We start from the raw sequence: 20,026 nt of genomic DNA on the forward strand, positions 1-20,026 counted from the left end.
GCCCAGCATAGAGCTGCGCGTGCCCCGGAGGCGCAAGAGGCGCGTCGCACCGGTCCGTCCCTCCTCCCGGCCTGTTTCAACCCCAGGCGCCCAGGGCGCCGAACGGCGGTTGACGGCAATTTCCCCTCGAACCCATCCGCCTCGGCGACGAGGCCGGCACCCCACCCGACAGGTTTGACGTCGGGCGAGGCGCCGCCGGGACCACGGGCACGGAGAACGACGTCGGCCGCCATGCCGAGAGTCCGACATGGCCAACAAAATGCTGATCGACGCGATGCACCCGGAGGAGACCCGGGTCGTCACGGTCCACGGGTCTAGGGTCGAGGAGTTCGATTTCGAAGCCGCCAACCGGCGTCAGCTGCGCGGCAACATCTATCTCGCCAAGGTGACCCGGGTGGAGCCGTCGCTCCAGGCGGCGTTCGTGGAGTATGGCGGCAACCGCCACGGCTTCCTGGCCTTCAACGAGATCCACCCCGACTACTACCAGATCCCGCTCGCCGACCGGCAGGCGCTCCTCGAGGAGGACGCCCGCGACGCCGAGGAGCACCGCGAGCGCGAGGAGCGCCGCCGCCGGTCGCCGCGCCGCTCCCGCGGCCGCCGCGCCGAGGCCCGCGCCCGCGGCGCCGACGAGACCGTGAGCGCCGAGGACGGGCACGAGGCGTCCCAGACCGAGGATCAGGCCGAGATCCGGACGGAAGCCGGTTTCGATCCGGCCGCCGAGCCCGATACGCTCGCCGAGCATCCCGAGGCCGTGCGGGAGGCCCTCGCCTCCGAGACCGCGGCCGGCGACATCCCCGTGGCGCAGGACGAGCCGGCACGGGACGAGCCGGCGCAGGCCGCCGAGCCGGCGGCCGAGGCGCCGTTCGACGCTGCCCCCGCCGAGGCCGCCCCTGCCGAGGCGCAGGCGGCGCACGACATGGCCGGGCCGGTCGCTGACGACGCCGCCGCCGAGCAGGACGCCCCGGTCGAGGCCGAGGCCCGCATCGCCGTGGCGGGGGCGCTGACCGTCGCCGAAGCGCCGGCCGAGTCCCTCGCGGAGGAGACCGCCGAGCCGGCGGACGCCGACGAGGCGGATGACGCGTCCGACGAGGACGACGAGGAATCCGACGACGAGGATGAGGACGAGGACGAGTCGGAGGACGACGAGGACGAGTCCGACGAGGATGAGGACGAGTCGGACGAGGATTCCGACGATCCCGACGCCGAGCCCAAGATCGCCCAGGTCGGCGGCAACGGCGACGCCCTGGCCGAGATCCCCGAGCGGCCCCGCCACTACCGCCGCCAGTACAAGATCCAGGAGGTGATCAAGCGCCGCCAGATCATCCTGGTTCAGGTGGTCAAGGAGGAGCGCGGCACGAAGGGCGCGGCGCTCACCACCTACCTGTCGCTCGCCGGCCGCTACTCGGTGCTGATGCCCAATACCGGTCGCGGCGGCGGCATCTCCCGGAAGATCACCTCGGCGGCCGACCGCAAGCGCCTCAAGGAGGTCGTGCAGGATCTGGAGGTGCCCGAAGGGATGGGCGTCATCCTGCGCACCGCCGGCGCCTCGCGCTCCAAGCCCGAGATCGCCCGCGACTTCGAGTACCTGATGCGGCTGTGGGAGTCGGTCCGCGAGCTGACGCTGACCTCGATGGCGCCCGCGCTGGTCTACGAGGAAGGCTCGCTGATCAAGCGCGCCATCCGCGACCTGTACAACAAGGATCTGGACGAGGTTCTGGTCGCCGGCGAGGACGCCTACCGCGAGGCCAAGGACTTCATGCGGATGCTGATGCCCGGCCAGTCCAAGGTCGTGAAGCCCTACCGCGACCCGACGCCGATCTTCGCCCGCTTCGGCGTCGAGCAGCAGCTCGACGCGATGTTCTCCAGCCACGTCTCGCTGAAGTCCGGCGGCTATCTGGTGATCAACCCGACCGAGGCCCTGGTCTCGATCGACGTGAACTCGGGCCGCGCCACCCGCGAGCACGACATCGAGGACACCGCCCTCAAGACGAACCTGGAGGCCGCCGAGGAGGTTGCCCGCCAGCTGCGCCTGCGCGACCTCGCGGGCCTGATCGTCATCGACTTCATCGACATGGAGGAGAAGCGCAACAACCGCGCCGTCGAGAAGAAGCTGAACGAGTGCCTGAAGAACGACCGCGCCCGCATCCAGGTCGGCCGGATCTCGCCCTTCGGCCTCATGGAGATGAGCCGCCAGCGCATCCGCACGGGCGTGCTCGAATCCTCCTCGATCCCCTGCGCCCATTGCGGCGGCTCGGGCTTCGTGCGCGCCACCGCCTCGGTGGCCCTGCACATCCTGCGCTCCATCGAGGAGGCGCTGCTCAAGTCGGCGAGCCACAACCTCGTGCTGCGGACCCGCACCGAGGTCGCCCTCTACATCCTCAACCAGAAGCGCGGGCACCTGCGCGAGCTGGAGATGCGCTTCGGCGTGACCATCACGATCGCGGCCGACGAGCGGCTGGCCGCCACCGCGGCCTTCCAGCTCGACCGCGGCGAGCCGGCTCAGCGCGCCGAGGGTCCGGTGACGGGCGTGCGCGCCCAGGCGATCTCGCCCACCACGGAGTTCGAGGACGAGGACGAGGAGGCCGACGAGGTCGAGGCCGAGGTCGAGGCGGATGCCGAGGGCGAGGCCGAGGAGGGCCGTGCCGAGACGCGCGAGGAGGCGACGCGCGAGGAGGGTGAAGGCCGCCGCCGCCGCCGGCGCCGCCGCCGCCGGGGTGGGCGTCAGGACGGTCGCGCCGAGGACGATCGCGGCGACGATGATCGCCAGGAGGGCGAGCGCTCGGACGAGGACGGTCGGGACGAGGACTGGGACGGCGAGGAGCCGGCCGCAGCCGAGGCGCCGGCCGAGGCCGTCGCAGCCGAGGCCGGGGAGACCGACGAGGCCGTGGCCGGCCCCGACGAGGCGGCCCGCGCCGAGGACGAGGGCGGACGCCGCCGCCGCCGCGGACGCCGCGGCGGTCGCGGACGGAGCGAGGGCCGCACGCGGGACGCCACCGAGACGGAGGATGCTCCCGAGGCGGTGGGCGAGACGGTGGCCCTGTCGGCGGAAGAGCCGGTGAGCGCCCAGGCGGTGGCGGAGGCGGTCGAGGCCGCCCCGGCGGCCGGCCGCACCGAGACCGCCGTGGATCTGCCGGTGGCGGAAGCCGAAGCCCCTGCGCCGGCCGACCGGGAGCCCGCCGCTGCGCCGGACGCCGCGACCGCTGGCCCGGCGGAGGTCCCCGCGGAGCCCGTGGCGGTGGTTCTGACGCCGCCCGCCGATCCGGACCGTCCCAAGCGCGCGGGCTGGTGGTCGCGCACCAAGGCCGCTCTGACGGGCGAATGAAGCATTGCGCCTCCAGATAGATCCATATCTGGAGGCGCAACCTCTGGCAGCGCCGCCGATTGCACTTCCGCAGAGTGCTATATCGGCGGCGGGCAGATCTGGTTATCCTTCACCATTGATTGAAGGTTCTGTGCGAGGGTCCGCTCCGATTCGGATATCGGAGTGTCCCGCATGTTCAGTTTGCGTCGGCAGCGTCACGTCTCTGACGCGGTCGCAACACCGGTCATAACGCCTGCGCCGTCCACGATTCCGGCGGCGGCGCTGGTCGTGGAACCTCTGCGTCCCGAACCCGAATCGACCGTCGATCGCGAGTGGCTGTCGCTCCTGGCGCGCCTGTCCGCCTCCGCCTCCGACGCCGGGACCTCCATCGGCTGGATGACCCACGACGCCTCCGGCACCGCCGAGCAGGCCCGTCTGATCGCGGCGGCGAGCGAGGAGCTCGCCGCGACGACGGGGGAGATCGCCGCCCGCTCCTCCTCGGCGGCCGAGACTGCCGAGACGGCCCGGGCCGGTATCGTCACCTGCGTGGGCGACCTTCACCGCGCCACCGAGGGCATGCGCGGGATCGAAGAGGGGACCGAAGAGATCGGCAGCCGGCTCGACAGCTTCTCGACCGCCGCCCTGCGGATCGAGGAGATGGCCGGCACCATCGCGGCGATCTCGGCCCAGACCAATCTGCTGGCGCTCAACGCCACCATCGAGGCGGCACGGGCCGGCGAGGCCGGCCGCGGGTTCGCGGTGGTCGCCGCGGAGGTCAAGACGCTGTCGGCGCAGACCGCCAAGGCGACCGATGAGATCCGGGCGCGCGTCAGCGGCCTGCGCGAGGAGATGGCGGCGATGCAGGCCGCGGTGACCCGCAGCCGCAACGCGGTCGAGGCCGGCGCCTCCGCGATGATGCGGGCCAATGCCCGCGTCGAGGCCGAGAGTGGCGCCGTGGCGAATGTGGCGGCGCAGATGCGCGAGGCCTCGGAGATCCTCGGCCAGCAGATGCAGGCCACCGGCGACATCGCCCAGAATGTCGGCCGCATCGCGGAAGGCACCGACAAGGCGCGCCGGGAGATCGGTGACGCCCTGGCGCAGCTGAGTCGGATCGAGGATCTGGGGCGCACCCTGCTCGATCGCCAGATCGGGACCAGCGCGGATCAGCAAGTGATCCGCCTTTCGGCGGATTGCGCGGCCTGGCGCCGCGCGATCGCGGCGACCCTGGTCGGGATGCGCTCGACCGACACGCCGCCGGAGGGGATCCCCGCCGATTCGACGCGCGCCGCCGCCATCGAGCGGCCGCTGGCGCAGGCTCGCGAACAGGCAGCCGCCTTGATCCGCCACGTGCGCAGCCAGGCCTGGGATCAGGCGACCACGGCCTTCGTCGCCTTCGAGGCGGCCGTGAAGGAGGCCCGGTCGGCGATCGAGGCCTGAGACCCGGGCCGGTTCCGGGACCGTTGCGTCGCGGGCCGTCTCACGGCGTGATCAGGCGGTCCAGGCGCATCCGCGTGATCTGGGCGACCTCCTCCAGCGCGGTCGCTTCCTCGACCGCCGGATCCCGGCCGAGCCGAGCCTCGAAGATGGACCGGATCTCGGCCCGTCCCCGGCCCCGCACGGCGATGATGAACGGGAAGCCGAAGCGCGCCCGGTAGGCGGCATTCAGGCGGTCGAAGACTTGCGCGTCGGCCTCGCCCATGCGGTCGAGGCCCGCACTCCCCTGCTCGCTCGCGGAATCCGCGGTGAGGCTGCGGGCGCGGGCCTCGGGCCCGGCGAGTTCCGGATGGCCGTTCAGGAAGGCGCGGCGGGTTTCGACGGGGGCGGCACGCACCGCCGCCATCATCGCCGCGTGCAGATCCGCGATGTCGGCGAAGGGCCGCCGGGCCCAGGCGGCCCGAGCCACCCAGGGCGCATGCTCGAAGACGCTGCCGAGGAGCGCCTCGAAGGCCGGCGCATCCATGTCGTTCAGGGCGGCGAGACCGGTCACGCGACCGGTCCTGCGTTGGCACCGGGCCGGGCTCGGGCAGCGGGGACGGAGGGCTTCAACGGGGGCTCCTGTCGCACGGGTGAGCGGACGGCCCGTTGCGGTGGAGACCGGGCCTTCGGGGCCGAAGGTTTCTCACGGCGCGCGACCGCGCAAGGCCCAGCCCTGATCGCGCCTTGCGCGTTGCGCGGCCATGCGGGCGATCACCCGCGACCTTGTGGCGTCCCTCCGCCGATCTCGCACAGGCCGGCCCCGCCGACCAGATGCCGCGGCCCGGGCGGCCGCGTCCCGGGGGCTGTCATCCCGCGCCGCCTGGTCGATGGCGGATGATGCCCCGGTCTCGCGAGACCGCCGCTCAAGCCGGCGGCGAACCGGATGCCGGATGGTTCGGCCGATCCGCGCTCTTCCGGCGCTCCCGCTCCTTGCGCAATTCCCGCTCGGCCAGCAGCCAGAACTCGATCTCGAAACCCTCCGGCCGGTGGTTGCGCTCCCAGAGTTCGTAGGCCCGCTCGCGGATCTGCTCGAACGTGAGGGCATCGGGCAACCGGGCCGGAGGCTGGGTTACAGCGTCGTCGGATCCGGACGAGGGCCCGGGCTCAACCGACGGCGTCACCGCCGCCGGAAGCTCCGGAGGCGGTCGGAAATCGGGGGGCACGTCCACGATGCCACCGCGCTCAGGAGGCCGGCTTGTCGAGATAGGCGGCCACGCTCGTGATCCGGCTTCCAACCATGGTCACAGCCTTGCGCAGCCGCTCCTCGCTGACGCCGAAGCGCTGCGCCCACTCCTCGCGGATGGCGCGGTCATAGATGTCGATATGCGTCTTGCCTCTGAATTCGGTGGACATTCTGTGCCCGCTCCGGTTCGCCGTGAGCCGCGGACATGCCGGGCTCTCCGCAAGGACAACCGGGGTCGAAGCCTTCGGTTGCGGCCGGTCGCACGGCGAGCGCCGCCGGCTCGCGGACCACATCCCCTACCGGCTGGACGAGGCCCTGTGGCCGGGCCGGAGCAGGCGGGCTGTTCGGCTGCCGGAGCATCGATCCCGTCGCCTGCTGCTTCACCTGAAACAGGCCCGGATCGCGACCTTCACCGCGCGTCCGCTCCACGCCCCTCCGCCACCGCCTCACAGGCGAAGGGTGACGGCGGCGCCTCGACGCCGCGCCAGCGGCCATAGGTCCAGGGGCGGTACCACGCTGCCCCCGCGGGCAGCTGCTCCGGCACGAGATCGATCCCGTGGGTTCCGAACGGGCCGCAGCGGCAGATCCGAGCGACGCCCATCCAGCCGCCGGGCCAGACCCCGTGCCGGGCGATGGCCGTGTCGGTGTATTCGGAGCAGCTCGGCCAATGACGGCATTGGCGGCCGATCAGACCCGACAGGGTGAGCTGATACAGGCGGATCGCCCAATGGGCGGCGCGCCGGACCATGCCCTCAGGCGGCCTGTCGCTTGGCGGCGATCTGATCGAGGGCGTCCACCACCGCGTCGAAGGTCAGGAGCGTCGAGGCATGGCGCGCCTTGAACGCCCGCACCGGCTCCAGCACCGCGAGGTCCGCCCAGGCGCCGTCGGGCGCAGGCCCGTTCTCCTTGAGCATCGCCCGCATAGTCTCGCGGACGCCGCGCAGCTCCTCCGCCGTGGTGCCGACCACGTGCCGGCCCATCAGTGACGAGGAGGCCTGGCCCAGGGCACAGGCCCTCACCTCGTGGGCGAAATCCGTCACCCGCCCGTCCTCGCCGAGGACGAGGTCGACCGTCACGGTCGAGCCGCAGAGGCGGGAATGGGCGGTGGCGCTGGCATCCGGGTTCTCCAGCCGACCGAGCCGGGGGATATCGGCGGCGAGTTCCAGGATACGGCGGTTGTAGATATCGTCGAGCATCGGGTCCTCAACCGGAGGCGTCAATCCCATCGGGACTCTGCCGCGTGCATCGCGCATTGCGCGTTGCCCCGCGAACGATGATATAGGCGCCGTACGGTCGCTTCGCGAGGAGGCGGGCCGTCGACCAGGGTCGCGCCCACGGCCACGGTGGTGCTCACGGCTTTAGACCATCCCGGGGCGCCGGCTTGAAACCTTTTCGAGCCCGGGAACTTCCCTCGAACGCCCGACCCGATCCGACGATGTACGCAAAGCCCGACAGCACCCCGATGAAGTCCCGCATCGCGCGGGCCGGAGATGCCATGGATGCCGCGCTCAAATCCTTGTCCTACCAGGGCGATGGCCAGGGTTTCGGCCGGAACGGGAGTGATGGGCAAGGGCTGAACGGCATGCGCAATGACAATCGGCCGGTGGATGACGGGCGTCCCATCGAGGTCGCGCCCGAGCCGGCTTCCGCCACCCGCGTCCCGGACGGGATCGAGACCGGCCGCCCGAGCCGCGCCGAGGCCGAGGCCGCCGTGCGCACGCTCCTGCGCTGGGCCGGCGACGATCCGACCCGCGAGGGCCTGCTCGACACGCCGGCCCGGGTGACCAAGGCCTACGAGCAGCTGTTCGGCGGCTATGGGGTCGATGCCGAGAAGCTCCTCGAACGCGTCTTCGAGGAGGTCGAGGGCTACTCGGACATCGTGCTGGTGCGCGACATCCCGTTCCACTCCCATTGCGAGCACCACATGGTGCCGTTCATGGGCCTCGCCCACATCGCCTACTACCCGACCCGGGGCGTGGTCGGCCTGTCGAAGCTCGCCCGCGTGGTCGACACCTTCGCCCGCCGCCTGCAGACCCAAGAGACGATGACCGCCCAGATCGCCGACGTGATCGAGAGCATCCTCAAGCCCCGCGGCGTCGCCGTGATGGTGGAGGCCGAGCATCTCTGCATGGCGATGCGCGGCGTCCAGAAGGCCGGCGTCTCGACCATCACCAGCCAGTTCCGCGGCGTCTTCAAGGACAATGCCAACGAGCAGGTCCGCTTCCTGACCCTGGTGCGCGGCGGCGCCAAGTAGCCTCAGGCGACGACCTGCCCATGACTGCCCGCGACATCGCTTTCGCTCCCCCCGGCACCCGCGCCGAGGTCGAGGAAGGTACGGCCCTCACGCCCCGATTCGACCGCGACGGGCTCGTCGCCTGCATCGCGGTGGACGCGCAAGACGGGCGGGTGCTGATGCTCGCCCACATGAACGCCGAATCGCTGGCGCGCACGCTCGAGACCGGCGAGGCTTGGTACTGGTCGCGCTCGCGGGGCGAACTCTGGCACAAGGGGGCGACCAGCGGTCAGATCCAGCGCGTGGTCGAGATGCGGGTCGATTGCGATCAGGACGCCCTGCTGATCCGCGTCGAGGTCGGGGGCGACGGCGGCTGCTGCCACACCGGCCGGCGGGACTGCTTCTACCGCAGCGTCGTCCGTGAGGCGGACGGCCAGGTCGTCCTGAAGGCCGCCGGGCGATGAACCACCCTCTTGCCACACGGTGGCAAGACGAATCCGCCGATCCCCATTTCCTTCCCGGAACCGTCGAGCCGGTCCGGCCGTCGCCGAGTGCCGGACCGCGGGTCGGGCTCGCGCTCGGCGGCGGCTCGGCCCGGGGCTGGGCGCATATCGGGGTGATCCGTGCCCTCGAGGAAGCCGGCATCCATCCGACCGTTGTGGCGGGCTGCTCCATCGGCGCGGTGGTCGGCGCCTGCTACGCGGCCGGGCGCCTCGACCGGCTCGAAGCCTTCGCCCGGGCGCTGACCCGGCGCCGCGTCGTCGGGCTCATCGATCCCCGTCTGCCGGGCTCCGGCCTGATCGCCGGCAATCGCCTGCGCCAGCGCCTCGCCGCGGATCTCGGCGCGCGCCGCATCGAGACGCTGCCCATCCGCTTCGGCTGCGTCGCCACCGAGTACGGCACCGGCGACGAGATCAGCCTCACCGAGGGCCCGGCGGTGGATGCGGTGCGCGCCTCCTACGCGATTCCCGGCCTGTTCCCACCGGTGGCCCACGCGGGCCGCGTGCTGATGGACGGGACTCTGGTCAACCCGGTGCCGGTGGCGTTGGCCCGGGCGCTGGGTGCCGACCTGGTCATCTGCGTGAACCTCAACGGCGATACCGGCGGTCCGGTGGTGCGCGAGGCGCCGCATCCGCCCCCGCGCCGCGGCCTTCTGCAGGTGGTGCGCGGACGCCTGCCGGGTTTCGACCGTCCCGAGCCCGAGCTCGCCGTACCGGGTATCGCCCGGGTGGTGCTCGACGCCTTCAACACCACCCAGGATCGGATCTCGCGGGCGCGGCTGGAACGCGACCCGCCGGACGTCGCCATCGGCCCGGATCTCGGCGCCTTCGGGCTGTTCGATTTCCACCGCGCCGCGGAGGGCATTGCTCTGGGGCACCGCGCCGCCCGGGCCGCCCTGCCCCGGATCCGCACTATGCTTGAAGGTGCCGCGGCTCGGGCGTGAGGCTGTCGGGACCCGATCCAGCCCGCCTGCGTGCCCGCCCGTCATCCGGCTGTCGCGACCGCCTGCGATTGGCGCCCTGCATACTGGAGGGCTTCCAATGTATACGAGTCGCCGTCAGATCCTGCTGTCCGGGGGCGCGAGCCTCGTCGGGCTGGCCTCCGGCCTCGGGCGCCCCGGCCTAAGCCGTGCCGCCGACCGGCCGGTCCTCACACACGGCCTGCAATCGGGCGATGTCGGCACCGACTCGGCGGTCGTCTGGGCGCGCTCCGACCGGCCCGCCCGGGCGATCGTCGAATGGGCGACCACCGAGAGCTTTTCCGACATCCGCGGCGGCGTCTTCGCCGACGCCCTGCCCGAGACCGATGGCACCGTGAAGGTGGCCCTGACCGGGCTGCCGGCCGGCCAGGACGTGTTCTACCGGGTCCGCCTCCAGGACATCGCCGCCCCGACGATCGTCGGACCGGCTCAGATCGGCCGGTTCCGTACCGCGCCGGCGGACAGGCGCACGGTGTCGTTCTGCTGGTCGGGCGACACGGCGGGCCAGGGCTGGGGCATCGACGAGGCCCGCGGCGGCATGACGATCTACTCGGCCATCCTGAAGAACCGGCCGGACTTCTTCATCCATTCCGGCGACACGATCTACGCCGACGGGCCGATCCAGTCCGAGGTGAAGCTCCCCGACGGCAGCCTGTGGCGCAACCGGGTCACCGAGGAGGTGGCCAAGCCCGCCGAGACGCTCGCGGAGTTCCGGGGCCGGCACAAGTACAACCTCACCGACCGGAACGTGCTGGCGATGAACGCCGCCGTGCCGATCCTGGCGCAGTGGGACGACCACGAGGTTACCAACAACTGGTGGCCGGGCGAGCCGCTCACCCGGGCCGAGCACCTCAAGAAGAAATACTCCGACCCGAACGTCCTGGCCCTGCAGCTGCGGGCGGCCAAGGCGTTTCACGAGTACATGCCGATGCGCTTCGAGCCGGCGGAACCCGGCCGGGTCTACCGCAAGATCGCCTACGGTCCGCTGGTCGACGTGTTCATGCTCGACATGCGCTCCTGCCGGGGGCCGAACGGCGAGAACAAGCAGACGGAGTACGGCCCCGAATCCCACTTCCTCGGGCCGCAGCAACTCGCGTGGCTGAAGCAGGCGCTGCTCGACTCCCGCGCGACCTGGAAGGTGATCGCCGCCGACATGCCCCTCGGCCTCGTGGTGACCTACGACGTCGACCGGAATTTCGGCTCGGAGGCGGTGGCGCAGGGCGACGGGCCGCCCCTGGGGCGCGAACTGGAGATCGCCGACCTCCTGCGCTTCATCAAGAGCGCGGGGATCCGCAACACGGTCTGGCTCACGGCCGACGTGCACTACACGGCCGCCCACTACTACGACCCCAACAAGGCGCAGTTCCAGGATTTCGACCCGTTCTGGGAGTTCGTCTCCGGCCCGCTGCACGCGGGCACCTTCGGGCCGAACGCCCTAGACAACACGTTCGGGCCGCAGCTGCGCTTCGTGAAGGCGCCCGACAAGGGTCAGGTGAACCTGTCGCCGGCCGCCGGCTACCAGTTCTTCGGCCACGTGGCGGTGGACGGTCGGACCGAGCAGATGACCGTGACTCTCAAGGACGCGGCCGACACCGACCTCTGGCACGTCACCCTCGATCCCATGAAGGCGTGAAACGGACCGCGGGCGATCATGGGCTTGAGCTGTCGGCCCGCTCGTCCGTCGACGCGGAGGCGTGCAGGTCCCCTTTCCCGTGCGGGAGAGGGCGCGCGTCGCGCTCCGGCACCACCGGCCTGCTCTGAACCGGTGAAGCCCGGGGGCGGAGGGCGCGAGAGACGTGAGGCTTCGCGCCCCTACGCCATCGTGATGTAGTCGCGCAGGGCCTGCTGCTCGGCCTCGACGGAGGCGATCTTGCGTGCCACCACGTCGCCGATCGAGACGAGGCCGATCAGCCGCCCGTCCTCGCAGACCGGCACGTGGCGGAAGCGCCCGTCGGTCATCAGCGCCATGACCTCCTCGATCGTGGTGCTCCGACCGCAAGTCGTGACCGCGGTGGTCATATGGGCCGAGACCGGCGCGTCGAAGGCCGAGCCTCCGTGCCGGGCCAGCGCACGCATGATGTCCCGCTCGGAGATGATGCCCGCCACCGTCCCGTCGGCATGGGCGGCCACCAGGGCACCGATCCGCTTGTCGGCGAGGATCTGGATCACGTCCTCCAGTGTCTTGTCGGGGCTCACGGTGACGACGGAGCTTCCCTTCTCGGCGAGGATGCGTGCGACGGTCATGGCTCTCTCCCTTGTGACGCGTCCGGTACGCCGTCAGCCCGCGGCGCCCTGATTGCGTTCTCGGCCGGGTTGGGCCCGGCGCGTTCACATTGTGGCGAGTGTGTGACCGATCCGGCCGGATGGCAAGGTGCTCAGTGCCGCCGCGGCTCCCGAGGATCGACGAGAGGGAACAGGAAGAAGCCCGCGATGAAGCCGCCGAGATGCGCGTCCCAGGCGATGGCGGCGTTCTCGCCGACCAGCGGCATGCTGACGAGGCCGAAGAGCAGGTTGGTCAGGAGCCAGATCACCAGGAACGACACGGCCGTCCGGTTGCGCAGCAATTCGGGGATCGTCTCGGCGGGCCGGGCCGGCGGCACCTGCCAGGCCGGCGCGCCGTAGCCGGAGACCGGCGGCTGGAACACGAAGCGGGCGGCGGCCGCCATCAGGGCCGAGATCCCCGCCGAGGCGCCGACCAGCGGCCCGGCGCCCAGGGGATCGATCAGGATGTGGAACAGGCCCCCGGCCGCGGTGCCGGCAAGGGCGAGAACGCACCAGCGCAGGGCGCCGCAGCGGCGCGCCACCGGGGCGCCGAAGGCCGCGAGCCAGACGCTGTTGAAGATCACGTGCATCCACGAGCCGTGCAGCAGCGCGTAGGTGACGAGCGTCCAGGGCTGGAGGGCGTGCTCGCCCACGATGTAGCGGGCGAAGGCCTCGCGGGCCGCCTCCAGGCTGGGATCGCCCGTATCGGCGGCCGCGCGGATCACCTCGGTGGCCTGGCCGGGATCGAACCAGAGGGTCCAGCGCGCCGGGATCAGCGCCAGGTCGAGGACGAGGCGGATGTCCCAGGTGTCCGGCAGCAGGAAATCGCGCACCGCCTGGATCGCCAGAAGAAGCCCGATCGCGAGGGTGACAACCCCCGGCATGTTGAACACGGGCACGCGGCTCTGCCGCGGAAAGTCGGGGGAGGCATCCATCGCGGCACCATGTCGGGGCGCGGCGCGACTGGGCAAGCCCCGGCGACGTATTGAAGCTCGCAAAGACGCAGAGGATACCAGTCCATCACAAGGCGCCCATCTGTCTTCGCACCGGTTCCGCCCCGGATGACGGCTGAGCGCCGCGCGGGGTGCGACGATTGTGTCGCCGGCCCTGACGCGCTAACCCCCGGGCCGCGCGTCGCCGGTCGGTCCAGCGATGCGCGGACGCACCGGGCCGGCACGGCCCATGCGCCCAGACGCGGTGAGCGCCCGGATCGGCCCGTCACACCCGCGCGGATGTGCCAGAGTGATCCGGGGATGAACCACAGGCGTTGAGAATCGGGACACCGATGAAACATCCCACCAGCCGCATGCTCCACGCCTACTGGGAGCGCCTGCGCGGAGAGCGGGCTGCTCCGGAGCGCGCCGAGATCGAGCCGGGCGAGATCCGGCACCTTCTCGCCGACAGCCTGATCTTGGAACTCGACATGCTCGCCCGTTCCGCGACGATCCGGCTCGCAGGGACGCGGGTCTGCGCCCTGTATGGCCGTGAGCTGAAGGGTGAGCCCTTCGCCCGGCTCTGGGGTTCCCGGGCGCCGGATCCCTGGCGGATCGTCGAGATCGTCGCCAGCGACACGCTCGGCGTCGTGGCGGGCCTGCGCGGCACGAATGCGGCCGGCGAGGCGGCGGACCTCGAACTCCTGCTCCTGCCCCTGCGCCACCGCGGCCGGACCCAGGTCCGCGCCCTCGGCACCCTGAGCCTCGACGGTGCGCCGCACTGGCTCGGCCTGCGCCCGCTGATGGAAGCCGAGACAACCTCCCTGCGCATCCTGCCCAGCCGCCGTCCCGAGGCGGGGCCGCCCGCCCGCACCGCCGTGCGCACGAGCGCCACCTATCCCGGACCGGTGCGCCACGGTCACCTCCTCGTCCACGCCGGCGGGCGTGCCTGAGGATTGTATTCATTCAAAGATTCACTGGGATGACGCTCGCTGCCACGAGCGGATCCGCGCGGGAATCCGAGAACACCGTCACGGCGAAAGTCGATCGCGCCCGTCGAGGCAACGTCCGATAGTGAATGCTTCTACAGGGCCGAAACACGCAGAAGCAGGAAAAAAGGGTTTCGTAACAGTCCGAGCTTAGTCTGTACCGGCCTTTATCTCGGCGTAGGACCTATCTCGGAATGATCGCGGTCGCGGCCACCGCCGGAACAGATCGACGCGGGGCGCCCCCCGAGCCGGCGCGCGGTGCGGCCGACCAGCGCCGGCACCAGCGCGTGCGGGTCGCCGTGCTCGGCCGCTACATGCTGGCCGATCGTCGGGAGTATCCCTGCCAGACGGTGGACATGTCGCCGGGCGGCGTGCGGCTGACCTGCGCGGTGCAGGGCGAAGTCGGCGAACGCGTGGTGCTCTACCTGGAGCATATCGGCCGGATCGAAGGCGTGATCGCCCGCCCCTGCGCGGACGGCTTTGCGGTCCAGCTCAACGCCACGCCGCGCAAGCGGGACAAGCTCGCCTCCCAGCTCACCTGGCTGGCCAACCGGGAGATGCTGGGGCTGCCGGAGGGGCGCTCGCACGAGCGTCTCGTCCCGACCAACACGGCCGTGATCCTGCGCGTCGAGAGCGGCCGCGAGATCAGGGCACGCCTCATCGACATCTCGATGTCGGGCGTGGCGATCTCCTGCCCGGTGCCGCTGCCCCTCGGCGCCGCCGTCACGGTGGGCAGCACGCCGGGGCGGCTGGTCCGCTATTTCGAGGGCGGCTTCGGCGTGCAGTTCCTGCTGCCCCTCTCCCCCGACCGCTTCCATGCCGGGATGACGCTGTAGCGCGTCCCCGGCCGGACCGCCCCGCGCTCAGATCTTCCTGGCGAGCTGCGCAGCGACCTCGTCGGCCGGCCGGGTCAGGTCGAGGGCGCCGAGGAAGTGGTTCTGCGCGTCCATGATGTACACCAGGGCGGTATGCTCCATCGTGTAGTCGCCGTCCTTGGCCGGCACCTTGCGGGCATAGGCCCGGTACGCCTTCTCGGTGGCGGTGACCTGCTCGGGGGTCCCGGTGAGGCCGGTGATGCGCGGATCGAAACTCGACAGGTAGGTCTTCAGGCTCGCCGGATCGTCCCGCTCGGGATCCACCGTGATGAAGGCGACCCGCATCGCCTGGCCCTTCGGCCCGAGAGCGGCCAGCACGGCGGAGATCTGCTGCAGGGTGGTCGGGCAGACATCCGGGCAGTGGGTGAAGCCGAAGAACACGATATGGGTCGCCCCGGCGAAATCGCGCTCGGTGACGGTGCGTCCGTCCTGGTTCACGAGGGTGAACGGGCCGCCGACGCTGGGTACGCCCACCGGCGCCTTGTCGGGCAGGAACGCGAACACCGCCGCCCCGGTGAGGCCCACGAGGCCGAGGCAGAAGGCGAGAAGCGGGACGAGGGCGCGGCGCATGGGACGGGTTCCGACCTCCGGGGGAGGCCGGCACAGCACACAACGGCGCGCGGAGGCAAGCCGGCGCGGTGCCGCCGGCCGCCCGGCCCCGCGCCGTCGGCGCGGTCAGGGCTTCTGCGCCGGCTCCCCCGCGGGGCTCGCCGGAGCGGCGCCCTTCGGCGGCTCCTTGCCGAGATAGACGTATTCCGGCGCCGCCCGGAGCTGGTCCTTGGTCGTGTCGATCCGTGCCTGAAGGGTCTTGCCGTCGGTGCGGTCGAGCTTGAGCACGGACGGGTCGACCGCGACGTATTTCGAGCCGATCCCCAAAAAGCCGCCGACCCCGATGATCCAGGCCTTCACGGCGCCCTTCTGGTCGAGGACGAAATCGGCGATCTGCCCGATCGTCTCGTTGGCGCCGTTGACGACGCTGGAGCCGATCAGCTTGCTGGCGACCATGTCGTCGGGGGTCTGAGCCACGAAGGTCGGGCGCAGGTTGTCGGCCATGGTGGCGGGTGCGCCGGGAACCGGGGTCGCGGCGCTGCCGCCGTCCGGCTTGGTGCCGTCGGTCTGCGCCGAGGCGGTGGCGAGGCCGGCCAGCAGGAGGGCCGAGGCGAGGAGCGGGGTGCGCATCGGAGCAGGTCTTTCAGACGGGGGCCGAACATGGGGTGGCGCCGCCTCAAGGTTCTGGCGGGGCTTAAGTTCCGCCCGGTCTCGGCGTCGGCGGGGGCCGCCGCGGCGGTTTGCCGGCTGTGCGTCGTCGGCGCGGGCCTTTGACGGCGCGGGCCCCACCCCGCACAAGGCGGGCGCCATGCTCCGCCTCGCCCTCTACCAGCCCGACATTCCCCAGAACACCGGCACGATGCTGCGCATGGCCGCCTGCCTGGGGCTCGCGGTGGAGATCGTGGAACCCGCGGGCTTCGATGTCTCCGACCGGCACCTGCGCCGCTCCGGGCTCGACTACCTCGACCACGTGGCGATCACGCGGCACCGCTCCTTCGCGGCCTTCGCGGCGTGGCGGGCCGAGGCCGGGATCCGGCTCGTCCTCGCAACCACGGCGGGCGCCCTACCCTACACGGACTTCGCCTTCCGCCCGGACGATTGCGTGATGGTGGGACGCGAATCCGCCGGCGTACCGGAGGCGGTGCACGCGGCGGCCGATGCCCGGATCGTGGTGCCGATCCGGCCCGGACTGCGCTCGCTCAACGTCGCGGTTGCGGCCGCGATGATCGCCGGCGAGGCCCTGCGGCAGGTGGGCGGGCCATCGCGGGCGGGCGTCTAGAATCTGAACGCGGCCGGATTGGCCGCGCGAACGGCTGCGTTCGACCCGATACCGTCACTCAGCGGACTGTGACGCCATCCCTTAGGCGGACCGTGCGGGCTGCGCGGGGCCGTCGGCAGAGTGATCCGCCCCCCGTGAAGGGGCAGTCCTTTTGGCGCTGCAGCTTGCCGCGCTCCGGGGGATCGCCTTGAGCGGCCCTCACCGACATCCCACCGGATCGCTGTGCCATTGCCGATCAGGCCCGTCCCGCAGGCATCGGTCGGACGAGGGGGCGCCTGCGCCAGGTGCCGCCGCTTGCAGGCCACCAGGAGCCGGCCGTCTCGCCGACATGACTTGCGGATGTAGAGATGGTCCCCTCGGCGACGTGGCGCGGCGGTCCGCCGAGCGCCGGTCGATGCTGCGAAACGGGGCGGCGAAGCCGCGCGGGCCTCGGCCGCGCGCCCGACCGGCGGCCGCGGCCCAGATCTGGCCTCTGGAGTTCGAGCGAAATCAGAATTTCGGAACTGGCAGGATAGGTGAATGTTCTGATAGACGCTGAATAATGTAGTTTCAGGCCGACGCGGCGACTCGCCTGCACGGCCGTGAGGTTCATCCATGTCCGGATTTGCACTGCGGACGATTGTGTTCGCCGCCGCCGCCGCGGGGAGCATCACCGCCGCTGCGGCGCAGGGCGCGCCGGTGCCGAACGTGAACGACTGCACCTTCATCCGCGACCCGACGGCCCTCCGGGACTGCATCGAACTCTACGAGGGGCAGCGCCTCGCGCCCGGCCCGCGACCGGCTGCGTTTCAGCGGGCGCCGGTGATCGACCGGTCCCTGCTTGAGGCGGCAGGCCCAATCCCGGCGGCGGGGGCATCACGGCGCGGGAAGCGGCGCAGGCTTCGGCAGAGCCGCCAGCCGACCACGCCCGCCCAGGCGGTCCGGATCGAGCAGCTCGCGCCCCCTCAATAGACCGCCTGGACGAGGCAGGTGCGGCCTTCGCCGTTCAGGACCGCGCAGAGGGCCTGCTCGGAGCGCGGCTGCGGGCTCCGTGCCGACGGGCGCTGGGACCTCGTCCTGGCGGAGCGCGCCGTCGACGGCACGGGCCCGTCGCGCAAGACCGGCTCGGTCCCCAGCAGGGACGCAGGACGCAGGAGCGGGTCGGCGCGGCCGGCCCAGGCAGAGCCGAGACTGCGCGGGGCGAGGAAGGCCAGCGCCGTCCCCGGCAGGGACCGGCCGCTCTGCAGGGCCCACTCCTCCAGGGGGCGGCCCGTGATGCGGATCACGTAGTCGCGCGTCTCGGCGGGCATGCCCGAACGGCCGTCGAGCCATCCGCGCACGCGCTGAGGGCCGGCATTGTACGCGGCGGCCGCCAAACCGAGATTGCCGAAGCGCGCGCGGTGCTCGCGCAGGAGTTCGGCGGATTTCGGAATCGCCTCCACGGGATCGAACGGGTTTCGCAGGCCGCGCTCGGCAGCGGTCCCGGGCATGAACTGGGCGATTCCCTGTGCGCCGACCGGACTGACCGCATAGGGATTGAGGCCGCTCTCCTGACGCAGAAGGCGCAGGAAGAAGTCGGGCGGCAGGTCGTTGGCCGCGGCCGCGGTCGCGATCAGCCGGTCCAGGTCGCCATCACCCCGCGAGAACAGCAGCGACGCGGCATCGATCGGCTGGAACGCGCCCCGATCCAGGACCAGAAGGTCGGCCATGGCCGGACTGATCGCCGGACTGATCGCCGGCCACCGGACCAGGCTGGCCACTGGCCCAATCGGCGGCGGCGCACTTTGCGCGAAGGGTGTGAGGTCGGCCGCATCCGGCGCCATCGGGGCACGCGCGGTGCTCGATGCCCGGGGCGCGATGATCGGGGTCAGGGCGGCGGCCAGAACGAGACAGAGGGCGAGCGGCCCCCGCACGCCCCTGCGGCGGTGGCCGAACTGGAGCGGGCGTGCGACGGGCTCCAGCATGGCGGTTCAGGACTTGACCACCACGGGCCCCACCGGCGCCTCTGCGGCCGGAACCTCGAGCGGCGTCGGCTTGTCGCGGGCGAGGTACGCGTCGACCAAGCGCGTCCCGAGCACCGGGTCCCGGAAGCGCCAGAGCTTCTTGCGCGTGCCTTCCATGATCGTCGCGTAGACGGCGAGGTCGATCGCCTCGCGGACGGCCATCTGGGTCGGCTCGTTGCGGGTCACGCCCGCCTCGACCTGCAGCAGCTTGGCCACCGCCACGTAGCGGTACGCGTTGGCGTTGAGGGCGACCGAGTAGATCGTCTTCGTCACCGTGACGCTGTTGAGCACCTCGCCGCTCTGCACGGAGACGATGCGCATTGCCACCGTCACCTCGTCGCGCCGGTATTTGGTGTCGCCGCCGATGCCCAGAAGGTTGGCGCCGGCGCCGCCCGTGACGGTGTTGGCATCGTAGCCGATGATGCCGCCCTCCACGATCAGGCCGGCGAACCGGATCGGCGGCAGCGGCTTGGCCTCCACGCCCTCGAATTCCTGGCGCGTGGCCCGGATGAGCTGCCGCTCCTGCAGCAGATTGGCGAGACCGGTGCGCTCCACCACCGAGAACCACTGGCCGCGGCCGGCGCGCCGCAGGGCGTCGACCACGAAGGCGCCCCCGCCCTGCGTGACCGCGCGGGAATATTCCGCGATGTTGTCGTTCGGCTTGTTCTGACCGGTGAGGTCCGGGAAGCTGTAGATGGCGATGTCGACCCGGCGGGTCGGCGGCGGCAGCGTCTCCAGATTGAGGTCGGTGGGCGACGGCGGCGTCACCACCGGGGCCTGGGCAAGCAGCTCCCGCTCCCAGGGGGCGCAGGCGGCGAGGCCCGCACACAGGATGACGGCGCCGACCAGGCTGTTCAGAAGGCTACGCACGGGCAACGCCGTCTCCGTTCCGGTCCGCATGCCGGTCCGCCGCGTCCGCTCGCGCGGCACAGGTCGGCGAAGCCGGCCGCCAAGGATGATCGGTTTCCATCGTCCTGCGCCCGGCTTCAGGGCGCGCCCGAGAGCGGCGTCGTGGCGATCGCGCTGCCGCCGGCCGCCGCCGTCGCCGGGACGACGATGGTGGTGGTCGACTGGCCGTCGAATATCTGGAGCTGGATGTTGGTCCCCAGACGCTGGAACGTGACCTGCGATCCGCCGAAGCTGTAGCTGCCACTCTGCTGGGCGTTCTCGCCGAAGAGGGCCTGGGTGATCTGGTTCGCCAGCGAGCTGTAGATCTGCGTCTGCAACTGCTGGGCGAAGATTTGACCCGGGGTCTTGGTGTTGGCGTTGCTCTGGGCCGCCGAGAACAGCTGCTGGTCGCGCTGGGCGGACCGTTGCGCGTCGTTCTGGGCGGCGGCCTCGGCCTGCAGCCAGGCGCCGTTCAGGGGGCTTCCCCCGAAGGACGGGTTGATCGGCTGGTAGACGAGGCTGCTGGCCTGCGCCTCTGCGCCCGCAAGGAGAGCCGCGCCGCAGACGAGCGGCCCGAGGAGACGGGACAAGCGCATG

The 20,026-nt window shown here is 71.6% G+C and carries 22 protein-coding genes; 10 read left to right on the forward strand and 12 right to left on the reverse strand.

The genetic code is table 11. The features are described from left to right. The first annotated feature begins 247 nt into the window (after nt 1–247). Together ABC766_RS15255 and ABC766_RS15260 are read left to right on the forward strand one after the other, a co-directional pair. The gene (locus ABC766_RS15255) at nt 248–3,322 is read left to right on the forward strand and encodes an Rne/Rng family ribonuclease (RefSeq protein ID WP_345822601.1); all 3,075 of its coding nucleotides are present in this window, start codon (nt 248–250) and stop codon (nt 3,320–3,322) included. 267 nt (nt 3,323–3,589) lie between these two features. After that, a complete protein-coding gene (locus tag ABC766_RS15260) occupies nt 3,590–4,738 on the forward strand; it encodes a methyl-accepting chemotaxis protein (protein WP_236952758.1) in 1,149 nt (382 codons plus the stop codon). A gap of 40 nt (nt 4,739–4,778) precedes the next feature. Here the strand turns inward: ABC766_RS15260 and uraD are convergent, their stop codons facing one another. The 5 genes from uraD to ABC766_RS15285 form a co-directional block, all read right to left on the reverse strand. Continuing rightward, entirely contained in the window at nt 4,779–5,288 is a 510-nt protein-coding gene (gene uraD / locus ABC766_RS15265; RefSeq protein ID WP_278306233.1) for a 2-oxo-4-hydroxy-4-carboxy-5-ureidoimidazoline decarboxylase, read from the reverse strand. A 352-nt stretch (nt 5,289–5,640) separates the two neighbouring features. Further along, on the reverse strand, nt 5,641–5,898 hold the full coding sequence (locus ABC766_RS15270; protein WP_345822602.1) for a DUF2934 domain-containing protein: 258 nt from the start codon (nt 5,896–5,898) through the stop codon (nt 5,641–5,643). Between the two features lie 61 nt (nt 5,899–5,959). Beyond that, nucleotides 5,960–6,130, reverse strand: coding sequence for a DUF3606 domain-containing protein (locus ABC766_RS15275; protein WP_075381142.1), 171 nt, complete (start codon nt 6,128–6,130; stop codon nt 5,960–5,962). A gap of 239 nt (nt 6,131–6,369) precedes the next feature. After that, nucleotides 6,370–6,708 (reverse strand): membrane protein insertion efficiency factor YidD, encoded by a 339-nt coding sequence (yidD, locus tag ABC766_RS15280; RefSeq protein ID WP_182591374.1) that lies wholly within the window; start codon nt 6,706–6,708, stop codon nt 6,370–6,372. Nucleotides 6,709–6,712: 4 nt separating this feature from the next. Further along, nucleotides 6,713–7,156 (reverse strand): iron-sulfur cluster assembly scaffold protein, encoded by a 444-nt coding sequence (locus tag ABC766_RS15285; protein ID WP_342143578.1) that lies wholly within the window; start codon nt 7,154–7,156, stop codon nt 6,713–6,715. Nucleotides 7,157–7,395: 239 nt separating this feature from the next. Here ABC766_RS15285 and folE point away from each other — a divergent pair, with 239 nt between their 5' ends. The 4 genes from folE to ABC766_RS15305 all read left to right on the forward strand — a co-directional run bounded on the left by folE (nt 7,396) and on the right by ABC766_RS15305 (nt 11,306). After that, nucleotides 7,396–8,214: a GTP cyclohydrolase I FolE gene (gene folE, locus ABC766_RS15290; protein ID WP_043379097.1), complete on the forward strand. Its 819-nt coding sequence runs from the start codon at nt 7,396–7,398 to the stop codon at nt 8,212–8,214. A 20-nt stretch (nt 8,215–8,234) separates the two neighbouring features. Next, on the forward strand, nt 8,235–8,657 hold the full coding sequence (gene hisI / locus ABC766_RS15295; RefSeq protein WP_043355359.1) for a phosphoribosyl-AMP cyclohydrolase: 423 nt from the start codon (nt 8,235–8,237) through the stop codon (nt 8,655–8,657). Next, nucleotides 8,654–9,637, forward strand: coding sequence for a patatin-like phospholipase family protein (locus tag ABC766_RS15300; protein WP_043379096.1), 984 nt, complete (start codon nt 8,654–8,656; stop codon nt 9,635–9,637). The genes hisI and ABC766_RS15300 overlap by 4 nt, the downstream gene beginning before the upstream one ends. A gap of 97 nt (nt 9,638–9,734) precedes the next feature. Further along, nucleotides 9,735–11,306, forward strand: coding sequence for an alkaline phosphatase D family protein (locus ABC766_RS15305; protein WP_345822603.1), 1,572 nt, complete (start codon nt 9,735–9,737; stop codon nt 11,304–11,306). Nucleotides 11,307–11,485: 179 nt separating this feature from the next. Here ABC766_RS15305 and ABC766_RS15310 read toward each other — a convergent pair whose 3' ends face one another. Both ABC766_RS15310 and ABC766_RS15315 read right to left on the reverse strand, forming a co-directional pair. Next, the gene (locus ABC766_RS15310) at nt 11,486–11,917 is read right to left on the reverse strand and encodes a CBS domain-containing protein (protein ID WP_043355353.1); all 432 of its coding nucleotides are present in this window, start codon (nt 11,915–11,917) and stop codon (nt 11,486–11,488) included. Nucleotides 11,918–12,048: 131 nt separating this feature from the next. Next, entirely contained in the window at nt 12,049–12,870 is an 822-nt protein-coding gene (locus ABC766_RS15315; protein ID WP_043759868.1) for a rhomboid family intramembrane serine protease, read from the reverse strand. A gap of 350 nt (nt 12,871–13,220) precedes the next feature. Here ABC766_RS15315 and ABC766_RS15320 point away from each other — a divergent pair, with 350 nt between their 5' ends. Together ABC766_RS15320 and ABC766_RS15325 are read left to right on the forward strand one after the other, a co-directional pair. Beyond that, on the forward strand, nt 13,221–13,820 hold the full coding sequence (locus ABC766_RS15320) for a PAS domain-containing protein (RefSeq protein WP_043379090.1): 600 nt from the start codon (nt 13,221–13,223) through the stop codon (nt 13,818–13,820). Nucleotides 13,821–14,050: 230 nt separating this feature from the next. Beyond that, nucleotides 14,051–14,692, forward strand: a complete 642-nt coding sequence (locus tag ABC766_RS15325) for a PilZ domain-containing protein (protein ID WP_043355343.1) — start codon at nt 14,051–14,053, stop codon at nt 14,690–14,692. Nucleotides 14,693–14,719: 27 nt separating this feature from the next. Here ABC766_RS15325 and ABC766_RS15330 read toward each other — a convergent pair whose 3' ends face one another. Together ABC766_RS15330 and ABC766_RS15335 are read right to left on the reverse strand one after the other, a co-directional pair. After that, nucleotides 14,720–15,301, reverse strand: a complete 582-nt coding sequence (locus ABC766_RS15330; protein ID WP_345822604.1) for an SCO family protein — start codon at nt 15,299–15,301, stop codon at nt 14,720–14,722. Between the two features lie 105 nt (nt 15,302–15,406). After that, complete coding sequence (locus tag ABC766_RS15335; RefSeq protein WP_043355339.1) at nt 15,407–15,910, reverse strand: PRC-barrel domain-containing protein; 504 nt, start codon at nt 15,908–15,910, stop codon at nt 15,407–15,409. Nucleotides 15,911–16,088: 178 nt separating this feature from the next. On the opposite strand from ABC766_RS15335, the gene ABC766_RS15340 reads away from it, so the two are divergent. Continuing rightward, entirely contained in the window at nt 16,089–16,559 is a 471-nt protein-coding gene (locus tag ABC766_RS15340; protein ID WP_345822605.1) for a tRNA (cytidine(34)-2'-O)-methyltransferase, read from the forward strand. A 594-nt stretch (nt 16,560–17,153) separates the two neighbouring features. Then, complete coding sequence (locus ABC766_RS15345) at nt 17,154–17,510, forward strand: hypothetical protein (protein WP_043355336.1); 357 nt, start codon at nt 17,154–17,156, stop codon at nt 17,508–17,510. On the opposite strand, the gene ABC766_RS15350 is transcribed toward ABC766_RS15345, so the two are convergent. From ABC766_RS15350 to ABC766_RS15360, 3 genes are all read right to left on the reverse strand, one after another. Next, on the reverse strand, nt 17,504–18,502 hold the full coding sequence (locus ABC766_RS15350; protein ID WP_345822606.1) for a lytic transglycosylase domain-containing protein: 999 nt from the start codon (nt 18,500–18,502) through the stop codon (nt 17,504–17,506). The two genes, ABC766_RS15345 and ABC766_RS15350, sit on opposite strands and share 7 nt — an antisense overlap. Before the next feature lie 6 nt (nt 18,503–18,508). Further along, nucleotides 18,509–19,411, reverse strand: coding sequence for a CsgG/HfaB family protein (locus tag ABC766_RS15355; RefSeq protein WP_111474318.1), 903 nt, complete (start codon nt 19,409–19,411; stop codon nt 18,509–18,511). A 116-nt stretch (nt 19,412–19,527) separates the two neighbouring features. Continuing rightward, complete coding sequence (locus ABC766_RS15360; protein WP_274926454.1) at nt 19,528–20,025, reverse strand: curli assembly protein CsgF; 498 nt, start codon at nt 20,023–20,025, stop codon at nt 19,528–19,530. Nucleotide 20,026: the final 1 nt, after the last annotated feature.

The sequence above is a fragment of the Methylobacterium fujisawaense genome, assembly GCF_039619325.1.
GTDB classification, from domain to species: Bacteria; Pseudomonadota; Alphaproteobacteria; order Rhizobiales; family Beijerinckiaceae; genus Methylobacterium; species Methylobacterium fujisawaense.